The sequence below is a fragment of the Labrenzia sp. PHM005 genome (assembly GCF_006517275.1).
In the GTDB taxonomy this organism is placed as follows: Bacteria; Pseudomonadota; Alphaproteobacteria; order Rhizobiales; family Stappiaceae; genus Roseibium.
The window spans coordinates 1,917,937-1,933,180 of record NZ_CP041191.1; the positions used below are offsets into that span (position 1 = coordinate 1,917,937).

At 56.6% G+C, this 15,244-nt stretch carries 13 protein-coding genes; 10 read left to right on the forward strand and 3 right to left on the reverse strand.

What is annotated here, in order from left to right:
- The first annotated feature begins 92 nt into the window (after positions 1–92).
- From FJ695_RS08690 to FJ695_RS08700, 3 genes are read left to right on the forward strand one after another with little or no spacing between them, the layout of a single operon-like run.
- Positions 93–764, forward strand: coding sequence for a response regulator transcription factor (locus FJ695_RS08690; RefSeq protein ID WP_209010979.1), 672 nt, complete (start codon positions 93–95; stop codon positions 762–764).
- Positions 757–2,154 (forward strand): sensor histidine kinase, encoded by a 1,398-nt coding sequence (locus FJ695_RS08695; protein WP_141185070.1) that lies wholly within the window; start codon positions 757–759, stop codon positions 2,152–2,154. Before FJ695_RS08690 ends, FJ695_RS08695 begins: the two co-directional genes overlap by 8 nt.
- Positions 2,151–3,236, forward strand: coding sequence for an ABC transporter substrate-binding protein (locus tag FJ695_RS08700; RefSeq protein WP_141185071.1), 1,086 nt, complete (start codon positions 2,151–2,153; stop codon positions 3,234–3,236). Before FJ695_RS08695 ends, FJ695_RS08700 begins: the two co-directional genes overlap by 4 nt.
- Positions 3,237–3,238: 2 nt before the next feature.
- On the opposite strand, the gene FJ695_RS08705 is transcribed toward FJ695_RS08700, so the two are convergent.
- The 3 genes from FJ695_RS08705 to FJ695_RS08715 all read right to left on the reverse strand — a co-directional run bounded on the left by FJ695_RS08705 (position 3,239) and on the right by FJ695_RS08715 (position 6,382).
- On the reverse strand, positions 3,239–4,159 hold the full coding sequence (locus FJ695_RS08705) for an ROK family protein (RefSeq protein ID WP_141185072.1): 921 nt from the start codon (positions 4,157–4,159) through the stop codon (positions 3,239–3,241).
- Between the two features lie 127 nt (positions 4,160–4,286).
- The gene (locus FJ695_RS08710) at positions 4,287–4,988 is read right to left on the reverse strand and encodes a UTRA domain-containing protein (RefSeq protein ID WP_141185073.1); all 702 of its coding nucleotides are present in this window, start codon (positions 4,986–4,988) and stop codon (positions 4,287–4,289) included.
- Positions 4,989–5,002: 14 nt separating this feature from the next.
- Complete coding sequence (locus FJ695_RS08715; protein WP_141185074.1) at positions 5,003–6,382, reverse strand: formimidoylglutamate deiminase; 1,380 nt, start codon at positions 6,380–6,382, stop codon at positions 5,003–5,005.
- 121 nt (positions 6,383–6,503) lie between these two features.
- Between FJ695_RS08715 and hutI the strand changes: the two genes are divergently transcribed.
- From hutI to FJ695_RS08750, 7 genes are all read left to right on the forward strand, one after another.
- A complete protein-coding gene (gene hutI / locus FJ695_RS08720; protein ID WP_247653855.1) occupies positions 6,504–7,670 on the forward strand; it encodes an imidazolonepropionase in 1,167 nt (388 codons plus the stop codon).
- A complete protein-coding gene (gene hutH / locus FJ695_RS08725; RefSeq protein ID WP_141185076.1) occupies positions 7,667–9,223 on the forward strand; it encodes a histidine ammonia-lyase in 1,557 nt (518 codons plus the stop codon). The genes hutI and hutH overlap by 4 nt, the downstream gene beginning before the upstream one ends.
- Complete coding sequence (hutG, locus tag FJ695_RS08730) at positions 9,210–10,043, forward strand: N-formylglutamate deformylase (RefSeq protein WP_141185077.1); 834 nt, start codon at positions 9,210–9,212, stop codon at positions 10,041–10,043. The genes hutH and hutG overlap by 14 nt, the downstream gene beginning before the upstream one ends.
- Complete coding sequence (gene hutU / locus FJ695_RS08735; RefSeq protein WP_141185078.1) at positions 10,036–11,709, forward strand: urocanate hydratase; 1,674 nt, start codon at positions 10,036–10,038, stop codon at positions 11,707–11,709. Before hutG ends, hutU begins: the two co-directional genes overlap by 8 nt.
- A 49-nt stretch (positions 11,710–11,758) precedes the next feature.
- On the forward strand, positions 11,759–12,856 hold the full coding sequence (locus FJ695_RS08740) for a TRAP transporter substrate-binding protein (RefSeq protein WP_141185079.1): 1,098 nt from the start codon (positions 11,759–11,761) through the stop codon (positions 12,854–12,856).
- 300 nt (positions 12,857–13,156) lie between these two features.
- On the forward strand, positions 13,157–13,660 hold the full coding sequence (locus FJ695_RS08745; protein ID WP_141185080.1) for a TRAP transporter small permease subunit: 504 nt from the start codon (positions 13,157–13,159) through the stop codon (positions 13,658–13,660).
- Entirely contained in the window at positions 13,657–15,207 is a 1,551-nt protein-coding gene (locus FJ695_RS08750) for a TRAP transporter large permease subunit (protein ID WP_141185081.1), read from the forward strand. Before FJ695_RS08745 ends, FJ695_RS08750 begins: the two co-directional genes overlap by 4 nt.
- Positions 15,208–15,244 lie beyond the last annotated feature (37 nt).

A 15,244-nucleotide genomic window follows, 5' to 3' on the forward strand; every position in this document is an offset into this window, starting at 1 on the left:
GCCGAACCCTGTCATCAACCTGTCACCCTATGCCGCCGCGCTTGCATGTGCCGATCAAGCGGGGCAAGAGTGAAAGAAGGAGGATGAAAAAAGTGCGTTTGCTGCTGGTTGAAGACACATTTGACATGGCCGAGGCGATTATGATCCGGCTGGACCGGAGCGGTATTGCCTGTGATCTTGCAAAGACGCTGGACGAAGCCCGGTCGCTGCTCGATGTGCAGCGCTACGATGTGATCGTTCTGGATTTGAATTTGCCGGATGGCCTCGGGACAGACCTTCTTAAAGAGATGCGCGCGAAAGCTGACCGCACACCGGTTCTGGTACTAACGGCAGAATTTTCCGTTGATGACCGGGTGTCCACGCTGAATTCCGGCGCGGATGACTATCTGGTGAAGCCGTTTGACCATCGTGAATTGGAAGCCCGTATCCAGGCCCTTTTCCGGCGCGAAAAAGGCGACAAGGCCGAAGAGATTTTGCTCGGAGATCTAACTTTTAATGCCACTGCCCGCGTCGTTCGGCACAAGGACACGCCGGTTAATCTGACACGGCGGGAATTTTCCCTTTTGGAACTTCTCATCCGCAACCGGGGCAAAATCCTAAGTAAGGAACGGCTCTTTGAGGGTGTATTCAGTTTTCAAGATACCGACGTCAGCATGAACGCTTTGGAGCTTTACATTGCGCGCTTGCGTAAAAAACTGTCTGGCAGTTCGGTGCGCATCGAAACCCAAAGAGGGCTTGGCTACAAGCTGGAAACAGATGGCTAGCCTTCTCAACAGATTGGGGGCGACCTCACTCACGGCCCGAGTTGCGCTGGGAGTGACCTTTCTGTTGGCATTCGGCGGTGTGATCGTCTCGGTCGCCGCATTTGCATACGGCCGGGAAGCCGCGCGGTCCGCCTACGACCGGCTGTTGGTGGGAGCTGCGAATGATATTGCTTCTGCGATTGCCGTTGTGGACGGCAGTCCGGTTCTGGTTTTGCCTCATTCTGCTTTTGAACTTCTCGCACTCGCCCCTGATGACCGCATCGGTTATCGGATCTTGGGACCGGATGGAGAAACGCTCACAGGTTACGATGAAATCGTACTTCCTGACGGGCTGACGGGTTTTCAGGATGTTTTCTTTGATGCGCCGTTTTTTGGTGAAAATGCCCGGTATGTTGTCGTTTCGCGTCAATTTGCAGAACGTACCTGGAGTGGGACCGTCCGGATCGTTGTCGGTCAGACGTTGCTTGCCCGGGAAGCCATGGCCTTCGATATTACCCGGAAAGCGCTCTATGTGCTGGCTGCGTCCGGGTTCGCAATGATGCTGTTGGCGGTGCTCGTTGTGCGGGCCGTCTTCAATCCCTTGAAGCGTATTGCAAGTGGCTTGGCAGCGCGGGACCCACATGATCTTACGCCTTTGGATACGGATGTCCCGCGCGAAACAGCGATTATGATCCAAGCACTGAACGGGTTCATGGGACGGCTCGACAGGCAGATGAATTCGATGAGGCATTTGATTTCCGACACCGCTCATCAACTGCGGACGCCTGTTGCAGCACTCCGGGCGCAGGCGGATCTCTTTTCTGACGAGAAGGATCCGGAGCGCAGAGAACGTGTTGTTGAACGGATTCAAACCCGGTCTTCCAGTCTCGGCCGTTTGCTCGATCAAATGCTGAGTCAGGCGCTTGTCATTCACCGCGGCGACAGTGTCCGCCGCGAACGGGTTGATTTGCGCGACGTCGTACTCGATGTTTTTGAGGATGGCGACCACACGGTGTTGATGCCGCATATGGAAGTTGTTCCGACAGTGGCGGACCATCCGATATTGGTTCTGGCGGATGCAACGTCACTTCAGGAGGCCGTCAAGAACCTACTGAGTAATGCTTTGAAATACGGGCGGGCTCCGGTGCGGATCGGGGCGACGCTTGAAGGTGATACCGCTTCAATATGGGTCGAAGACAGCGGTGGAGGCCCCGACCCTGATGTTCTTTCTGCTCTTGGGTCGCGATTCAATCAGGCAGGACCAATCCGGCAAAACAGTTCAGGCCTTGGCTTGGCAATTGCGCATGCTGTCGCAAACTCCTTTGAAGGGCGGCTCGTTTTGGAAAATCGGCAAGGGGAAACGTTTCGCGCTGCGCTCCTATTTCCGGCAATCAAAGCGGAGAGCTCATGAGACATCGATCCACGTGTTGGGCGGCCTTGTCGTTTCTGCTGAGCCTGGGCCTGGCGGTTCAGGTGACACAAGGATTTGCAAATGAGCCGGAACTGATCGAACGATTTGAAACCCCATCCGCGACACAGACACTGATCGTCCGGTCGACCGCCGATATTTCGATCTATGCACCAGTTGTCGAGGCGTTTCTCGAAACCCAGTCAGATCTTGCCATTGTTTATGAACAATGGGGGTCGAACGATCTCTACAGCCAGACACGGCAGGAATGCAGGGAAGATGCACCTGCAGCAGATGTGGTCATCAGTTCCGGCGTGCATCAGATGGTTAAGCTGGTCAATGAAGCGTGTGCGCAAAGCCATGTTTCCAGGGAGACTGAGCAGTTGCCACCCGCACTTCGCTGGCGCGATGAACTGTGGGGCATCACTCGGGAACCGGCTGTCGTCGTCTACAATCAGGAACTTGTTCCGCCCGATGAAGTGCCGAAATCTCGGTTCGACCTTTTGGATCTATTGCGGCCGACTTACACAAGATACGCGGGTAGGATCGCCACTTACGACATAGAGCGCTCCGGCTTGGGCTATCTTTTTGCATTCATTGATGCTCAGGAAGCCTCGACCTTTGGGGCGCTGCAAGAGGCTTTTGTGCGTACTCAGGCCGTCCTGTCCTGCTGTTCTTCGGACATTATCCGGGGGGTTGCAGAAGGGCGTTACCTGATCGCCTACAATGTGCTTGGATCCTATGCGCAAGGGTATCAGCAAACGGATGACCGGATCGGGATTGTTCTTCCCTCTGATTATACACTTGTTTTGTCGCGCGCACTCATGATCCCCAAAGGCGCAGATAATACCGCGGCAGCTGCCGAGTTTCTTGATTTTCAACTGTCACCGGCCGGGCAGCGCGCACTCCGCGAAGCTTTATTGATCAGTCCGCTTTTGGAAACGGAGGAAGGAGCAGAGGGAGAAACACTCAGTTCGACAGCCCTCCGGCCAATCGGCCTGTCACCTTCTTTGATGGTGGCGCGCGATCAGCTAACCCGCGAGACATTTCTGAAACGCTGGCGTGTGACGTTTCCGGTGCCATAAGGTTATGACGTTAGGAAAAACTCTTCCTTGAAGGTCTTGCGCGCTTGGATGCTTGCGCCTTGCAAACCTCCGTTGTCTGCAAATGTTCCGCGCAAGACCAGCGGAGTCTCATAGGCCGCCAAGGTCAATGCACGGGTCTTGCTGTCGATTTCCTTCAGCAATTCTTCATCCGCGCTGAGCCCGCCGCTCACCGGTATGACGTCCGGTCCGAGCAGATTGACCACCATACTGAGGGCGCGGGATAGAAGCGTCGTATAGACGTCAATTGTCTTGGTTGCGTCAAGATCACCTGCATGCCAAGCGCTGGTAATTTGAATGCTTGAAAGGTCTGTTCCGTGGAGGGCTTGGTGCAGTTTCTCCAGGCCACGGGCCGATCCATAGGCATCCAGGCAGCCGGTCTGTCCGCAGCCGCATTCAAAATGGGGAATACCTGACAGGGTGCCGGCAGCCGTTGGGTCGACAACAGGGCCGTGCCCCCATTCCCCAGCAATACCGCCATGTCCGGTTACCAACATGCCCTTATGGGTCAACCCGCCGCCAACGCCAGAGCCGAGAATGATGGCAAAGACAGTGTCTTTTCCGGCACCGGCGCCGTCCACCGCCTCAGCTAGAGCAAATGCATTGGCATCATTGATGATCTGAACCGGGACACCCAATTCTTCGCTCAAGTCTGAAGCGACGCGGCGGCCATGAAGGCATGGAATGTTGGCGACGTCAGCCAGGCCAGTCTCGGCATCAAAGGCACCGGCTAGGGAGATAACCGCAGGACCGGCAGGGTCAGGAAGACAGCTTCGAAGAGCGTCAACAAAGTCCGGCCAGGAATTGAGCGGCGTTGGCACGCGCCCTGCCTCAACAGCTAGGCCGGCCGCCAGAGGGCGAGCAAACCGGATGAAGCTGCCGCCAATATCAAATGAGGTCACCATATCGAAGTCGTCTGTCCCAGTTCGTTCAACGATCTACGGAAGTTTGCAGTGGTTTTATCCAGTTTGAATAGATGGGTTTTGGGGACCCGTCTCGGATCTTTTTGGGAAGGCGAACCGGTATGTACTGTTAAAGAGCCGTGCGCATCCTATAACCGGGTGCATACACCAGTTTCACATGCGTGATTGGTTGTTCGCCTGCCCAGGTAATGCGTTCCATTGCAAACAGAGCACTGCCCGGCGCCGTATCCAGTTTTTCGGCAGCCGCCTTATCTGCACTCATTGCAAAAAGGGAGAGGTCGCCGTGGCTGTAAGGCGCGTTTTGAACGAGCCATTCGTTGGCACTGATTTTGGTGAAATCCGCCTTGGTCGCCTCCGGCGCGGCTTGCAGGTTGATGTACCGTTCTTCGAAGGCATAGGGACGTTTGTCGGCGAAATGCAGTGTTTTTAGATAAAGAACATCGCCGCTAAGGGCGGCTTGAAAGGCGCCATGTAGCATTGGTGGCAGTGGCCGCTGATCGCGGATCAGCAGGCTGTGCCGGTAGGCCTTGCCCAGGGCTTCGACTTCTTCCCGGATGATGGGAATGGTCAAGGTTGCCCGCTGCGGCGGATTAAGCACGACGCGCGTACCGGCCCGACGTTTACGGACGACAAGGCCGCTTTCGGCAAGATCCCTGAGGGCACGGTTCACAGTGGTTCTGGCACAGCCGAATTCCTCGGCGAGATCCGCTTCATGCGGGATCAGTTCGCCGGGTTGCCAAATCCGGTCATGGATCCGCTGCAACAGTTCTTCCCGGATGCCGGTCCAGGTATGGGACTCGCCAGAAGCCACGTGGGATTACCTCCTCATAACCGGTCGCGTAAGGACGCCATAGTGGCGCGGTACTTCGCCCGGATCGCCTCGCCTTGTACATGTTTTGCGCCTTGAACAACATGGCGGCCTGCAGACCAGACATCAGTCACCATGCGGTCGTCGCCAGCAAAGATGTAGGTATCGAGGATTTCGTCGCCTTCGCGGCCGTCCAGATCGATATGCGTGCCATCAAGGGCTATCAGATCTGCATAGGCTCCTTCGGCAATTGCCCCTGACTGCCGGCCGATGGCCTGTGCGCCGCCGGCAACCACACCGTCAAACAGAACCCGGCCGGTCGATTTCTCTTCTGTAGCCACAGATGCGCGGCACTTGTCGCGCAGGCGCTGAGAGTATTCCAGCGTGCGCAATTCTTCAGACAAGGAAATCCGGATGTTAGAATCTGACCCAACACCGAACTGCCCATCCGCACCGAGATAACGCACACCATCAAAAATGCCGTCTCCAAGGCTGGATTCTGTGATTGGGCAAAGGCCTGCGACAGCACCCGTCTTGGCCAATCCCAAAGTTTCTTCCGGTGTCATTTGGGTGCAGTGGATCAGGCACCAGTTGTGCGACACCTCATGTGTATTCAAAAGCCAGTCAACGGGCCGTTTCCCCTTCGCCTCCAATACCTCTTCAACTTCAGCCACCTGTTCGGCCAAATGCATGTGCAGCGGAGCTGATCCGGCGAGTGCGATGGCGGCGGATAGGCCGGCGTCATCCACTGCACGCAAAGAGTGGGGAGCGACGCCGATCACAGCATCCTTCGGAAGTGATTTCAGTTGATCGGATGCCATTTCATGGAGTTTCTGGAAGCGCTCAAAATCATTGCCGAAACGGATCTGACCCGGCGCCAAATCCCGCTTGTCACAACCACCATAGGTGTAAAGTACCGGCAGATGTGTAAGGCCGATGCCGGTTTCGGTGGCCGCGGCCATGATCCGATCAGACATTTCGGCAAGATTATCGGACGGCGTCCCACCTGGCTGATGGTGCAAATAGTGAAACTCGCCTACGGCCGCATAACCGGCTTCCAGCATCTCCATCTGTACGAAGGCGGCAATGGCTTCGACATCATCCGGTGACAGCGCATCAAGGAAGCGGAACATGATCTGCCGCCAAGTCCAGAAACTGTCGGTCGGTTCGGATCCACGCCGTTCGCTCATGCCGGCCATGGCTCGCTGAAATGCGTGGCTGTGCAGGTTTGACGGGGCGGGTAACAGGATTTGTGTTGCTGTGCCGCTTTGGTTGGCGCCAGTTTCAACAGAGGTAATCTTTCCCTCGCGATCCAGATGAACCGCAACGTCCTTTGCCCATCCGTTCGGAAGCAGCGCCGTTTTTGCATAAACCGTTTGGGTGGAGATTTTGGTCATACAGGCTTTTCCCTCGTTGACACCTTAATATGTGCATGCATATTATCTTATAACGCAATCTAATCAAGCCGGAGTTTTAAGGGTGTCTGAGCGTTTGCTGATAAATGCCCGTCTCGCCACGATGACCGCCAACGGCGCGCCATATGGTCTGATCGAAGATGGAGCACTTGTGCTCAACGGCGACCAAATCACCTGGGTCAGCGCGCGCAAGGATTTGCCGGCGGATTACCGCGATTTGCCTGCGGAAGACCTTGGTGGGCGCCTTGTGACGCCGGGCCTGATTGATTGTCATACCCATGTTGTTTTTGGCGGCAACCGGGCCAAGGAATTCGAGATGCGGCTGGAAGGGGCATCTTATGAAGAAGTTGCTCGGGCCGGCGGTGGCATTGTTTCGACTGTAACAGCGACCCGCCAAGCGAGCGAAGAAGAGCTTTTGGTCTCCGCTCTAGCCCGTGTTGATGCCCTGATTGCTGAAGGTGTAACCGCGCTAGAAATCAAATCCGGTTATGGACTGAATATCGACACTGAACTCAGCATGCTGCGCGTTGCCCGGAAGATCTCCGAGGTCCGCCCGGTCGAAGTGCGGACCAGTTATCTCGCTGCGCACGCCGTCCCAGCGGAATACAAGGGCCGCGCCGACGCTTATCTCGACGAAGTTTGTCTTCCGGGATTGGAGCAAGCCCATGCCGATCGCCTTGTCGATGCTGTCGACGGGTTTTGTGAAGGCATTGCCTTCTCGCCGGATCAGATGAAGCAGGTCTTTGATAAGGCGACGGACCTCGGTCTATCGGTCAAACTCCATGCAGAGCAACTGTCCAATCTGGGTGGTGCCGTTTTGGCCGCATCCTATCAGGCGCTGTCCGCGGATCATCTGGAATATCTGGATGAAACGGGCGTCAAGGCGATGGCGGAAAACGGGACGGTCGCAGTGTTGTTACCTGGCGCGTTCTACACGCTTCGTGAAAAACAGCTGCCGCCGCTGGAGCTTTTGCGCCAGCACAAGGTGCCTGTGGCTTTGGCGACGGACTGTAATCCAGGCTCTTCCCCCTTGGCCTCCCTTCTTCTGACTATGAATATGGGCTGCACCTTGTTCCGCATGACACCGGAAGAGGCGTTGACCGGTGTGACGTGTATTGCAGCACAGGCGCTTGGATTTGCCGACCGCGGTACTTTGGAAGCTGGCAAACGCGCCGATCTAGCGGTCTGGAATGTCGATCATCCGGCAGAGTTATCTTACCGGATCGGCTTCAACGCTCTTGAAAAACGCATCTTTGGAGGAGCTGCATGAGCGCTCTTGTTGTTAAGCCGGGCGATGTTCGTCTTCCCGAGCTGGAACGCATTTACCGTGACAGTCTGGCTGTACAGGTGGATCGCTGTGCAGAGCCGGCGATTAAACTGGCGGCTGAGCGGGTTGCCAAAGCCGCGCAAGGGGATGAGGCCGTTTATGGCGTCAACACCGGTTTCGGTAAATTGGCAAGCGTCAAGATCGCGGCTGAAGATACGGAAACCCTGCAGCGCAATTTGATCCTATCCCACTGCTGCGGGGTCGGCGATCCGCTCGATACGGCGACCACACGCCTGATGATGGTCTTGAAGCTCCTGTCCTTGGGCCGGGGGGCTTCAGGTGTCCGCTTTGAGGTTCTGGAACTTATTGAGGGCTGCCTTGCAAAGGGCGTCACACCGATCGTCCCGTCTCAAGGATCAGTGGGTGCTTCGGGCGATCTCGCACCGCTCGCGCATATGGCAGCGGTCCTGATTGGCGAAGGTGAGGCAGAGTTTGCCGGAGAGCGGATGCAGGGCGGGACTGCGCTCAAGAAAGCCGGTCTGACACCGGTTGTTCTGGGGCCAAAGGAGGGCCTCGGGCTTATCAACGGGACACAATTTTCAACGGCCTGCGCGCTAGTTGGACTGTTTGAGGCTTGGCGGTTAGCGGAAGCCACCATATTGACCGCGAGCCTCTCAACCGATGCCATCATGGGATCGACCGCGCCGCTGTTGCCGGAAATCCATGAACTGCGCGGCCATCGGGGCCAGATCGAAGTTGCGGCAAGCATGCGCGCCGTGATGGCGGGATCGGAGATCCGGGAAAGCCACCGGGAAGATGATGCAAGGGTGCAGGATCCGTACTGCATCCGCTGTCAGCCGCAAGTGACCGGCGCCTGTGTCGATCTTCTCAGAATGGTGGCCACCACTTTGGAAGTCGAAGCCAATGCGGCGACTGACAATCCGCTGGTTTTGATCGATGCGGACCGGATTGTTTCCGGCGGCAATTTTCACGCAGAACCGGTCGCATTTGCTGCAGATCAGATTGCGCTCGCAATTGCCGAACTCGGCGCGATTGCTCAGCGGCGCATTGCCCTGATGGTTGACCCTGCGCTCTCGTTCAACCTACCACCGTTCCTGACGCCGGAACCGGGTTTGAATTCCGGATTGATGATTGCCGAAGTCACCACTGCGGCTTTGATGAGTGAAAACAAACATCTGGCCAATCCTTGTTCGACCGACAGCACGCCGACCAGCGCCAATCAGGAAGATCATGTGTCGATGGCCGCTCATGGCGCTCGCCGCCTGGAACGTATGAACAAGAACCTTGCACAGATCCTGGGTGTGGAGCTCTTGTGTGGTGCGGCCGGAATTGAGTTCCGGGCGCCGCTCAAAACCAGTCCCCTGTTGCACAGTGTGATTGAAAAGCTGCGTCAATCGGTGCTGAAACTTGGAGATGACCGGTTCCTGGCTCCGGATTTGGAAACTGCTGCCGATTTGATACGGACCCGGAAACTGGTCGAGCTTCTAGATGGCGCGGGCAACCTGACGCTCGGAGGTGACCATGCAGCCGGTTGAGGTTTTTTCGGGAGATGGCCCGATTGTTTTGGGGGTGCCGCATGCGGGCACCTATGTGCCGCCGGAAATCTGGTCGCGCTTGAATGAGACCGGCCAGAAACTTGCCGATACGGATTGGCATGTCGACCGGCTGTATTCGGACCTCCTGCCTGGCGCAGCAATGGTGAAGGCGAACTTTCATCGTTATGTCATTGATGCCAACCGGGATCCGGAGGGCGTCAGCCTTTATCCGGGACAAAACACGACAACCTTGTGCCCGGTAACAGACTTCGACGGCCGCCCGATTTATCGCGATGGCGAAGAACCGGATGCAAAAGAGATCGAAGCACGTCGCGCCAAATGGCATGCGCCCTATCATGAGGCGCTGACTGCCGAGCTGGAGCGTGTCCGGCAAAAACATGGCATCGCAATTCTCTATGATTGCCATTCCATCCGCTCTCAGGTGCCATTTCTGTTTGAGGGAACCCTGCCGGATTTCAACACCGGCACCAATGGCGGAACGACCTGCGCACCGGATATCGAACAGGCCGTCGTTGCCGAGACAACGAATTCGGTTGGCTACACCTCCGTCTTGAATGGCCGCTTTAAAGGCGGATGGACAACGCGCCATTACGGTCAGCCGGTGACCGGCATTCACGCCATTCAGATGGAGTTGGCGCAATCAACGCATCTGGCCACTGAAGATACGCCCTTTGCCTATGACGAAAGCAAAGCAGACCGCTTGCGCGTTCATTTGAAAGACATTCTGACGGCGCTGGAGGATCTCGCGCCGGAACTCAAGACAAAACGACAAGAAATCCTGGGAGAAGCCCATGACTGACCGCCGCCACAACGCTCGAGATGTTTTTCCGCCGACCGGAACAGATCTCAATACCAAGTCCTGGTTGACTGAGGCGCCCTTGCGGATGCTGATGAACAATCTCCATCCGGACGTTGCTGAAAACCCGCAGGAGCTGGTGGTTTACGGCGGCATCGGCCGGGCCGCGCGCACCTGGGAGGACTTCGACCGGATCGTTTCCAGTCTGAAGTCCTTGGAAGAGGACGAGACACTTATGGTGCAGTCCGGCAAGCCGGTCGGTATCTTCAAGACTCACAAGGATGCGCCGCGCGTCTTGATCGCCAACTCCAACCTAGTGCCGAATTGGGCGAACTGGGATCACTTCCACGAGCTCGATAAAAAGGGCTTGGCCATGTACGGCCAGATGACAGCGGGTTCGTGGATCTACATCGGCACACAAGGCATCGTTCAAGGCACCTATGAAACCTTTATGGAAGCTGGCCGCCAGCATTATGAGGGTAATCTCAAAGGCCGCTGGATCCTGACCGGTGGGCTTGGCGGCATGGGCGGCGCTCAGCCGCTGGCCGCTGTCATGGCCGGCGCCTGCTGCTTGGCCGTTGAATGCGATGAAAAGAGCGCCAACTTCCGGCTGCGCACACGATATGTCGACGAAAAGACGCACTCTCTGGACGAAGCGCTGGAGTTGATCGACCGCTGGACCAAGGCGGGTGAAGCCAAGTCAGTCGCCCTGATCGGCAATGCTGCAGATGTGTTCCCGGAACTGGTCAAGCGCGGTGTGAAGCCGGACATTGTTACCGACCAGACGTCCGCCCATGACCCGGTGAACGGTTACTTGCCGCAGGGTTGGACCGTGGCTGAGTGGCGTTCAAAAGCGGAAAGCGATCCGAAAGCGGTTGAGAAGGCCGCCCGTGCTTCAATGAAGGTCCACGTGCAGGCAATGGTCGACTTCTGGAATGCCGGTGTTCCGACCCTCGATTATGGCAACAACATTCGCCAGATGGCGTTGGAAGAGGGGCTGGAAGATGCCTTTGCCTTCCCCGGGTTCGTTCCGGCGTATATCCGTCCGCTGTTCTGCCGCGGTGTTGGCCCATTCCGTTGGTGTGCGCTCTCCGGTGATCCGGAAGACATTTACAAGACCGATGCCAAAGTGAAAGAGCTGATCCCGGATGATCCGCATTTGCACAATTGGCTGGATATGGCGCGTGAGCGGATTTCTTTCCAGGGGCTGCCAGCTCGGATCTGCTGGGTTGGCCTCGGTCAGCGTCACCGCCTGGGCCTCGCCTTCAACGAAATGGTTCGCAATGGCGAATTGAAAGCACCGGTCGTCATTGGCCGCGATCACCTAGACAGCGGTTCTGTGGCTTCGCCAAACCGCGAAACGGAGAGCATGAAGGACGGATCAGACGCAGTGTCCGACTGGCCGCTTCTTAATGCGCTTCTAAACACAGCCTCTGGCGCAACCTGGGTGTCGCTGCATCACGGCGGGGGTGTCGGCATGGGCTTTTCGCAGCACTCCGGCATGGTCATTTGCTGCGATGGTACGGATGACGCGGCCCGCCGGGTTGAACGCGTGCTTTGGAACGATCCGGCCACCGGCGTGATGCGCCATGCAGATGCCGGCTACGAGATTGCGCTGGATTGCGCAAAAGAACAGGGGCTGAACCTGCCGGGTATCCTTGGGAGATAATGACAACGGCGGACATCCCCAAAACAACCTTTCAAATAACGAGGACAGCATGAAAAGACGTGATTTTCTAAAAGCCGGTGCCATCGGCGCAACTGGGGCAGCAGCAACATCTCTGGCAGCCCCTGCGATTGCACAGGATGTTCATCAGTGGCGGATGGTCACTGCGTGGCCGAAGAACCTGCCAGGTCCGGGCGTTGCCGCTCAAATGCTGGCAGACCGCATCACCACGCTTTCCGGTGGGCGCATCGAAGTTAAACTCTTTGCTGCCGGCGAGATCGTTCCGGGCAACGGCGTTTTCGACGCGGTTGGCCAAGGCACAGCTGAGCTTTACCATGCTGTTCCGGCTTACTGGGGCTCCAAGTCCAAGGGCATTCTGCTGTTCGGTTCGCAGCCGTTTGGTCTGACAGCTCCGGAACAGGCGGGGTGGCTGATCCACGGTGGCGGTCAGGCGCTTTATGATGAGATGTATGCCCGTTTTAACCTGAAGCCATTCTTGTGTGGAAACTCTGGTCCGCAGTGGGCTGGTTGGTTCCGAAACGAGATCAACAGCGTTGATGACCTGAAAGGTCTCAAATTCCGCTCCACCGGTCTTGCCTCTGAAATGTGCACTAAGCTTGGTATGGCGGTTCAGGCGATGAGCGGCCCGGCGATGTTCCAAGCGTTGCAGTCCGGCGCATTGGATGCGGGTGAGTTCATTGGTCCGTGGACCGATAGTGCGCTTGGCTATTACCAGATCGCCAAAAACTACTACTGGCCTGGTGTTGGTGAACCGTCTTCTGCCGAAGAATGCGCGGTCAATCTGGATGCCTTCAATAAGCTGCCGGACGATCTGAAAGACGTTGTCACCCAGGCCTGTGCCAGCCTCTACAACGATGTCTTGACCGAGTACAACACCAAGCACGCTCAGGCCCTGACCAAACTGGTCGATGAGCATGGTGTGATGGTGCGCAAACTTCCGGACGATGTCATCGTCGCCATGGGCAATGCCGCGGGTGAGGTGATTGCGGATCTGCGCGCCGACAGCGATGATCTGGTCAAGAAGATCACCCAAAGCTTCCTCGGCTACCGCAAGCTGATGCGTGAGTACATGCCTTACGCCGACAACGGCCAGATGAACGCGCGTCTTCTGGACTACAAATACGACTAAGTTCAATCCGGGATGACCAATCAACGAAGTCATCCCGGACGAATTTGGTGCGATCCGGGATCGGGGAGCTGCTGCATTTTCAAAGTGCTTGGGGTTTTCCGGTTCCGGATCGTGTTCCACTTGGCCAAGATGTCATACTGAATGGAACGTCAATACTTAGACCGTCATCCCATGGCTTGACCATGGGAGCCATTCCGTTTTCCTTACCACGGGCGAATGCGCTGTCATGCCGGGGTGCGGAATGCCGGATCAAGTCCGGCAATGACCAAATGAGAATTCGCCGGGAACAGGAAGACCGCGATGGCAAGACTTGCGGACGTGTTGGAGCGCGTCAATTTGGTAATAGGCAATACGCTGTGCTGGGCGGCGCTTGGCATGTTGCTGTTGCAATTCGTGATCGTTCTCCTGCGTTATGTCTTCGGCTACAGCTTCATTTTCCTCGATGAAGGCGTGCTATATTTTCATGCCGCGATTTTCATGATCGGAGCCGGGTATACGTTTCTCGTAAACGCCCATGTCCGGGTCGATATCTTTTATGCAAAGGCAAGTGAGAGGGCTCAGGCCTGGATCGATGTCTTTGGGCATCTGTTCCTGCTGACACCGGCTCTGTTGGTCCTTTTGTGGTTCTCCTGGCCCACTGTCCGCGGCAGCTGGGCCATCTTGGAAGGACCGATTTCGGTTGGCGGAATCCCTGCGTCTTTCCTTTTGAAAACTCTCATTCCCGCCTATTGCGTGCTTCTCCTGGTGCAAGGAGCAGCAGCTTTGATCCGTGATATCGCCCGCTTGAAAGATACGCCCGCATGAGCCTGCCGCTTGACCTGATAATGTTCGGCGCGTTGATCGCCTTTATTCTGCTGGGTTATCCCGTTGCTTTCACAATTGCAGGCGTCGCCACTGGATTTGCGCTGCTTGGCTGGGGCTTGGGCGAATTCAACATTCAGCTGATGGGCGCCATGGGACAACGGTTCTTTGGTGTACTCACCAATCCGGTGCTGACGGCCATTCCGCTGTTTGTGCTGATGGGCGTGATCCTTGAAAAGAGCCGGATTGCTGAAGAGCTTCTCGAAACCATGGGCCGGCTGTTCGGCAAGATGAATGGCGGACTCGGTGTTTCTGTGGTGTTGGTCGGCGCTCTTTTAGCCGCCTCCACCGGGATCGTTGGAGCCACGGTTGTTGCGATGGGGCTGATCGCCCTGCCGACCATGCTGCGCAATGGCTATGATCCAAAACTGGCGTCCGGCATGGTTTGCACGGCCGGAACTTTGGGGCAGATCATTCCGCCATCGACCCTGCTGATTATTCTGGCTGACGTGATGTCGAACGCCTTTCAGCAGGCGCAATACGCTCAAGGCAAATTTACGATCGAGACCATCTCGGTCGGCCAGACCTTCGCTGCAGCGATGGTGCCGGGTCTGTTGCTGGTGGCTGTCTACTGCGTCTATATCATCGCCCGGGCGAAACTGTTTCCCTCCGATGCCCCAGCGATGACGGAGAGCGTTGAGAAACCGGATTTCAAGGAAATCACCTCGGCCATCGTTCCGCCAATTCTTTTGATCATCGCGGTCCTGGGCTCGATTCTCGGCGGCGTGGCCTCGCCGAATGAAGCTGCGTCAGTCGGCGCCATCGGAGCAATCCTGCTCGCGGGGCGGCGGCTTGGAGTTCCTGCCAAGCTTATCATTCTGGCCACGGTTGCCTTGTTGATCCTTGCTGTCGCCGCGGCGGTTTTTCCGGTACGTTTGCAGAGATCCGATGTGACGTTTGGCGGGTATATTCTTGCTGCGATCTATGCCGGTCTCGCGCTGTTTTCCGTTGGTGTGGTTCTAAAGATTCTGAAAGCGGCTTTTACGGACGGCCTGTTGAAGTCATCTCTCTTGTCGACCCTGACCGTGACCTCAATGATCTTTGCGACAATCCTGATGGCAAGTTTCTTCAGCTTGGTGTTTGTCGGTCTTGGGGGAGAGGAGCGGGTCCATGAGCTCTTGCAGGAAATGCCCGGTGGACCAACAGGTGCTCTGATTTTCGCAATGCTGTTTGTCTTTGTGCTCGGATTTTTCCTGGACTTCGTCGAGATCTCGGTGATCTTGCTGCCCGTCCTGATCCCGCCGCTCATCCTGATGGGCATCGATCCGATCTGGCTGACAGTGCTGATCGCGATCAATCTGCAGACCTCGTTCTTGACGCCGCCTTTTGGTTTCTCGCTGTTTTATCTGAGGGGGGCGGCGCCAAAGGAAATCACCACGGGCCAGATTTACCGAGGTGTCGTGCCGTTTATTGGTTTGCAGATTGCGGCCGTTGCGATCCTTTGGATGTTCCCGGTCATCGCAACCTGGCTGCCGCGCTGGCTTTATTGAGAACATTCAGTGGCCGTATTTGGCGCGTTGAGGCAAA

Excerpts from the sequence above, each read along its gene's own strand:
- FJ695_RS08695 (WP_141185070.1), top strand. The coding sequence starts at position 757 with ATGGCTAGCCTTCTCAACAGATTGGGGGCGACCTCACTCACGGCCCGA.
- FJ695_RS08715 (WP_141185074.1), bottom strand. The coding sequence starts at position 6,382 with ATGACCAAAATCTCCACCCAAACGGTTTATGCAAAAACGGCGCTGCTT.
- hutH (WP_141185076.1), top strand. The coding sequence starts at position 7,667 with ATGAGCGCTCTTGTTGTTAAGCCGGGCGATGTTCGTCTTCCCGAGCTG.
- hutU (WP_141185078.1), top strand. The coding sequence starts at position 10,036 with ATGACTGACCGCCGCCACAACGCTCGAGATGTTTTTCCGCCGACCGGA.
- FJ695_RS08750 (WP_141185081.1), top strand. The coding sequence starts at position 13,657 with ATGAGCCTGCCGCTTGACCTGATAATGTTCGGCGCGTTGATCGCCTTT.
- FJ695_RS08740 (WP_141185079.1), top strand. The coding sequence starts at position 11,759 with ATGAAAAGACGTGATTTTCTAAAAGCCGGTGCCATCGGCGCAACTGGG.
- hutG (WP_141185077.1), top strand. The coding sequence starts at position 9,210 with ATGCAGCCGGTTGAGGTTTTTTCGGGAGATGGCCCGATTGTTTTGGGG.
- FJ695_RS08705 (WP_141185072.1), bottom strand. The coding sequence starts at position 4,159 with ATGGTGACCTCATTTGATATTGGCGGCAGCTTCATCCGGTTTGCTCGC.
- FJ695_RS08700 (WP_141185071.1), top strand. The coding sequence starts at position 2,151 with ATGAGACATCGATCCACGTGTTGGGCGGCCTTGTCGTTTCTGCTGAGC.
- hutI (WP_247653855.1), top strand. The coding sequence starts at position 6,504 with ATGACCGCCAACGGCGCGCCATATGGTCTGATCGAAGATGGAGCACTT.
- FJ695_RS08745 (WP_141185080.1), top strand. The coding sequence starts at position 13,157 with ATGGCAAGACTTGCGGACGTGTTGGAGCGCGTCAATTTGGTAATAGGC.